Source organism: Azospirillum sp. UFLA03-27 (assembly GCF_059803775.1).
Genome location: NZ_JAUQTX010000374.1, coordinates 1 through 4440, shown reverse-complemented (window position 1 = coordinate 4440; position 4440 = coordinate 1). Strand labels below are relative to the sequence as shown.

Here is a 4440-nt window from a genome sequence, read left to right as displayed (position 1 = left end):
GAGATGTGTATAAGAGACAGGGGTGGGGGCAATGTCCAACCCGAATCGCCACACGAAAAAGCCGGGCGCATCGCAGACGCCCGGCTTTTTTCACTCAAACGGAACCAACCCCGCCTCAGCGGGCGAGCCAGCCGCCGTCCACCGGCAGGACCGTGCCGTGGATGTAGTCCGACGCGTCGGAGGCCAGGAACACCGCCGGGCCGCCCATGTCGGAGGGAACGCTCCAACGGCCCGCCGGGATGCGGCCCAGGATCTCCGCGCTGCGCTGCTCGTCGGCGCGGATCGCTGCCGTGTTGTTGGTGGCGACGTAGCCCGGCGCGATGGCGTTCACGTTGATGCCCTTGCCCGCCCATTCGTTGGCGAGCAGGCGGGTGATGCCAGCGACGCCGCTCTTGGAGGCGGTGTAGGAGGGCACGCGGATGCCGCCCTGGAAGGACAGCATGGACGCGATGTTGATGATCTTGCCCTTGCGACCCTGGCCGATGGCGTAGCGGCCGAAGGCTTGGCAGAGGAAGAACACCGTCTTGATGTTGATGTTCATCACGAGGTCCCAGTCGGCCTCGGTGAAGTCCACGGCGTCGGCGCGGCGGATCAGCCCGGCGTTGTTCACCAGGATGTCCAGCCCGCCGAAGGTGCCCACCACCTCCTCCACCAGACCCTGCACCGGGGCGATGCTGGTCAGGTCGGCGGACATGCCGTGGAACCGGCGGCCGGCGGCCTCCACCAGGGACTTGGTCTCGTCCAGCGGCACCACGTCAACGGCGGCGATGTCGGCGCCGGCCTGGGCCAGCGCCACGGCGATGCCCTGGCCGATGCCGGTGTGGGCGCCGGTCACCAGGGCGACCTTGCCGGTGAGATCGAAGGGATGTGCCTGAGCCATTGTCTTGCTCCTTATTCTTGGCGTCCGGGGATCAGCGCAGGTCTTCCATGGGGATGAAGTCCATGTCGGTGAAGTCCTGGTTGTCGCCGGCCATGGCCCAGATGAAGGTGTAATTGCGGGTGCCGACGCCGGAGTGGATCGACCAGCTCGGCGAGATCACCGCCTGCTCATTGGCGACGACGACGTGGCGCGTCTCGGACGGCTCGCCCATGAAGTGGAAGACGCGGGCCGGCTCCGGCAGGTCGAAGTAGAAATAGACCTCGCAGCGGCGGTCGTGCGTGTGGCACGGCATCGTGTTCCACATGTTGTTCGGCTTCAGCACGGTCATGCCGAGCACGAGCTGCGCGGTGTGGCAGACGTCCGGATGGATCATCTGATAGATGGTGCGCTCGTTCGACTGGGCCGGATCGCCCATGTGAACGGCTTTGGCCTGCTCGATGGAGATCTTCATCGTCTCGAAGCGGGCGTGGGCCGGGGCGCTGTTCAGGTAGAACTTCGCCGGGTTGGCCGGGTCCAGGCTCTCGAAACGGACGTCCAGGCTGCCCATGGTGATGTAGAGGCAGTCGCGCGGGGCCAGCTCGAACACCGCGCCGTCCACCGTGATGCGGCCCGGGCCGCCGACGTTGACGGCGCCTAGCTCGCGCCGGTCGAGGAAGTTGGCCGAACCGATGGCCTTGGCCGATTCCAGCTTCAGCGGGCCGGACACCGGCATGGCGCCGCCGACCACGAAGCGGTCGATGTGGCTGTAGGTGAGGACGATGTCGTCCGCCTCGAAGATGGACGGGACGAGGAAATGGTCGCGCAGCTTGGTGGTGTCGTAGTTGCGGACGTCATCCTGGTGTGACGCGTGCCGGACGGTGATCTTCATGGCGGTATCCTCGTTTGTGTTTTTCGGGGGCCTAGGCGGCGGAATTAGGGGTCAGGGACCAGTGAAGAAGAACGGGTTCGCCCCCTGGGCCTGGGGGATCGAGGTCAGCAGGCCGTCGAGGTGGACGGCCATGCGGTCGGCGGCCAGCGCCGGGTCGGCGTCGGCGATGGCGTCCACGATCGCCGCGTGCTCGGCCAGCACGTTGGTCAGGCGCCCCGGCTCCGGCAGGGTCAGGCGGCGGTAGCGGTCCACCTGCACCTTCACCTGCTGCGCCATGCTCCACAGGCCGGGATAGCCGGCGATCTCGGCGATCAGGGCGTGGAACCGCTCGTCGGCTTCGTGGAAGGCGTTGAGGTCGCCGTCCTCCACCGTCTCCTGCTGGAGCAGCAGGTTGGCGCGCAGGCCGGCGATCTGGCTGCCGGTGGCCCGCTGCGCCGCGTAGCGGACGGCGGTGCCCTCCAGCGAGGTGCGGATGACGATGGCCTCGGGCAGGGCGTTCACCGGGATGCGGGCGACGAAGGTGCCGACCTGCGGGAAAATCTCGATCAGCCCCTCGTCGGCCAGCCGCTGCAGCGCCTCGCGCACCGGGGTGCGGCTGACGCCGAAGGCTTCGGCGATGTGCTTCTCGACGATGGGCTCACCCGGGTTGCGGCGCATTTCCACGATCTCGGCGCGCAGCGACCGGTGGATCGCCGCCATGGTGGAGGCGCCCCGCGCCGGCCCGCGGGAGGGCTTCACCGCGCTCCGCTGGGGGGCGGGACGGTCGCTGCTGGCGTCGGGCGTCGGGGTGGTCGGCATGTCCATGGCTGCACCTGTTGCGCCGGCTCGGCCGGTCCTAAGGGAGCATATTAGTATATCAGTGCCGTGGCGCAAGCCGGAAATCACGGGGTCCGCAATCTCCGGCTTTCGTCCGGGGTGGGGCGGCGCTCAGCCGAGTGCCGTCACTCGGCGGGGGCGGGCTGGACCGGCAGGGGCTGCGCTTGGGTGTTCTCCTGGGCGGCCTTCTGGGCGGCGAGGTAGCGCGGGGAGAGGACGCCGAACCGGCGCGCCCACCAGGCGGTGAGGATCGGGGTCAACAGCGAGGTGACGACGACGCTGGTGGCGACCAGGGCGGTGGCGGCCGGGGCGCTCGGCGCGAAGCTCGGCTCGATGGAGGCGATGATCGGCGGGACGGTCACGGCCGCACCGGCGGTGGAGGCGGCGCCGATGCCGGCGGTGCCGTTGCCCTTGGCGAGCAGGATGTCGGCGACGACCAGCGTGAAACCGGTGATGGCGATGACCGAGAGGCCGAGGACGATGCCGAGCAGGCCGGTGTTCAGGATGACCGCGAAGTTCAGGTTGTTGCCGAGTGCAAAGGCGAAGAAGGGCACCATCACCGGCACGGCCTGGCCGAAGAATTTGCGGAAGTCCTGGTCCAGGTTGCCGAGCGCGAAGCCGATCAGGAAGGGCAGCAGCGCGCCGACCATGGTCTGCCAGGGGAAGGCGGCCAGACCGGCCAGACCCAGCGTCGCCATCGTCATGAAGGGGCCGGATTCCAGGCACATCAGGCAGAAGGCGCCGGATTCCTCCTTGGTGCCGTACTGCTGCATCAGCGCCATGTACATGCCGCCGTTGGTGTCGTTCATGGCGGCGATGATCGCCAGGACCGACAGGCCGGTGAAAAAGCCGGACGAGACGCCCTCGTGCGGGATGAACCAGGAGGCGACGATGCCCATGGTGGCGGCGGTGAGGATCTTCACGGTGACGAGCACGCCGCTCTTGCGCAGGACCAGCGGGGTGGCCTTCAGGCTGATGCTGGCGCCGATGCAGAAGAACCAGACGGACAGGATCGGCAGGGTGCCGGTGATCAGGCCGTTGGTGAAGGACCCGAAGAACTTGCCCGTGTTCGGCGCGAAGGTGTTCAGGCAGGCGCCGAGGAACAGGGGAAGGATCATCATCCCGCCGGGGATGCGGTCGATCCGGGATTTGATGTTCATAGTCGGTACTCCTGGGGCGGTCCGACTGGGCCGTCGATGGAAAGTCCGGGAAAAGTCCGGGGTGGTGGTTGCCGATTGCGGCGCAGGAAGGGGGAGCATGCCGCGCATCCCCTGCGGGGGCGGTGCTGGTCCAGTGGCCGTCGGGCCTGACCAAGGATCGCGCCGTCGATGGAGTGAATACTAGTATATCAGCGCTGAGAGGCAAGTCAGGAGAACTGCGTATCCCGTCGGATGACACTCTGTCGCAGGTCGTGGGGTGACGGCTCGGCGCGGCCGTTCCCGTGCGCCGGAAGCGCCGCCGCCGTGTCGGAAAGTGCAAGCGTGGCAACGGCTTGCAGCGCCTCGTGGACGCGGTGGTAGGCGGCTTCGATGCGCTGGATGGACTGTTCGCCACCGTCCAGCCGGGCGGTTTCCCGGAAGAGGGCGAGGGCGGTGCGGCCGAAATCCTCGAAGCGCACTTGCAGACCGTGGTCGTCCAGGGCGAAGACCGGCGTGGTCAGGAAGGCCCGCCGCAGGGTGTCGGCGTCGCGCTCCAGGGCGGCGATGCGCTCGGTCGGCAGGTCGGAGGTCCGGGGCATGCCACGGCTCCTTCAAAGGGTGTTTTCAAAAGGGCAGGTTTTGGAAACTGATATTTTAGTTTTTGGCATTGGAAACCGTTTTGCCCCCACCCTAACCCCTGTCTCTTATACACATCTCCGAGCCCACGAGACTATAAC

General features: G+C 67.3%; 5 protein-coding genes. All 5 read right to left on the bottom strand.

Annotated elements, in window-relative coordinates:
* Positions 1-115: 115 nt before the first annotated feature.
* The 5 genes from kduD to Q4I23_RS30790 all read right to left on the bottom strand — a co-directional run bounded on the left by kduD (position 116) and on the right by Q4I23_RS30790 (position 4302).
* Positions 116-880, bottom strand: a complete 765-nt coding sequence (kduD, locus tag Q4I23_RS30810) for a 2-dehydro-3-deoxy-D-gluconate 5-dehydrogenase KduD (RefSeq protein ID WP_237907899.1) — start codon at positions 878-880, stop codon at positions 116-118.
* A 31-nt stretch (positions 881-911) separates the two neighbouring features.
* Positions 912-1748, bottom strand: a complete 837-nt coding sequence (gene kduI, locus Q4I23_RS30805) for a 5-dehydro-4-deoxy-D-glucuronate isomerase (RefSeq protein ID WP_498528743.1) — start codon at positions 1746-1748, stop codon at positions 912-914.
* 51 nt (positions 1749-1799) lie between these two features.
* Complete coding sequence (locus Q4I23_RS30800) at positions 1800-2552, bottom strand: GntR family transcriptional regulator (RefSeq protein WP_145678065.1); 753 nt, start codon at positions 2550-2552, stop codon at positions 1800-1802.
* A gap of 137 nt (positions 2553-2689) precedes the next feature.
* Positions 2690-3724 (bottom strand): 2-keto-3-deoxygluconate transporter, encoded by a 1035-nt coding sequence (gene kdgT / locus Q4I23_RS30795; protein WP_498528742.1) that lies wholly within the window; start codon positions 3722-3724, stop codon positions 2690-2692.
* A gap of 206 nt (positions 3725-3930) precedes the next feature.
* Positions 3931-4302, bottom strand: a complete 372-nt coding sequence (locus Q4I23_RS30790; RefSeq protein ID WP_454020882.1) for a hypothetical protein — start codon at positions 4300-4302, stop codon at positions 3931-3933.
* Between the last annotated feature and the right edge of the window lie 138 nt (positions 4303-4440).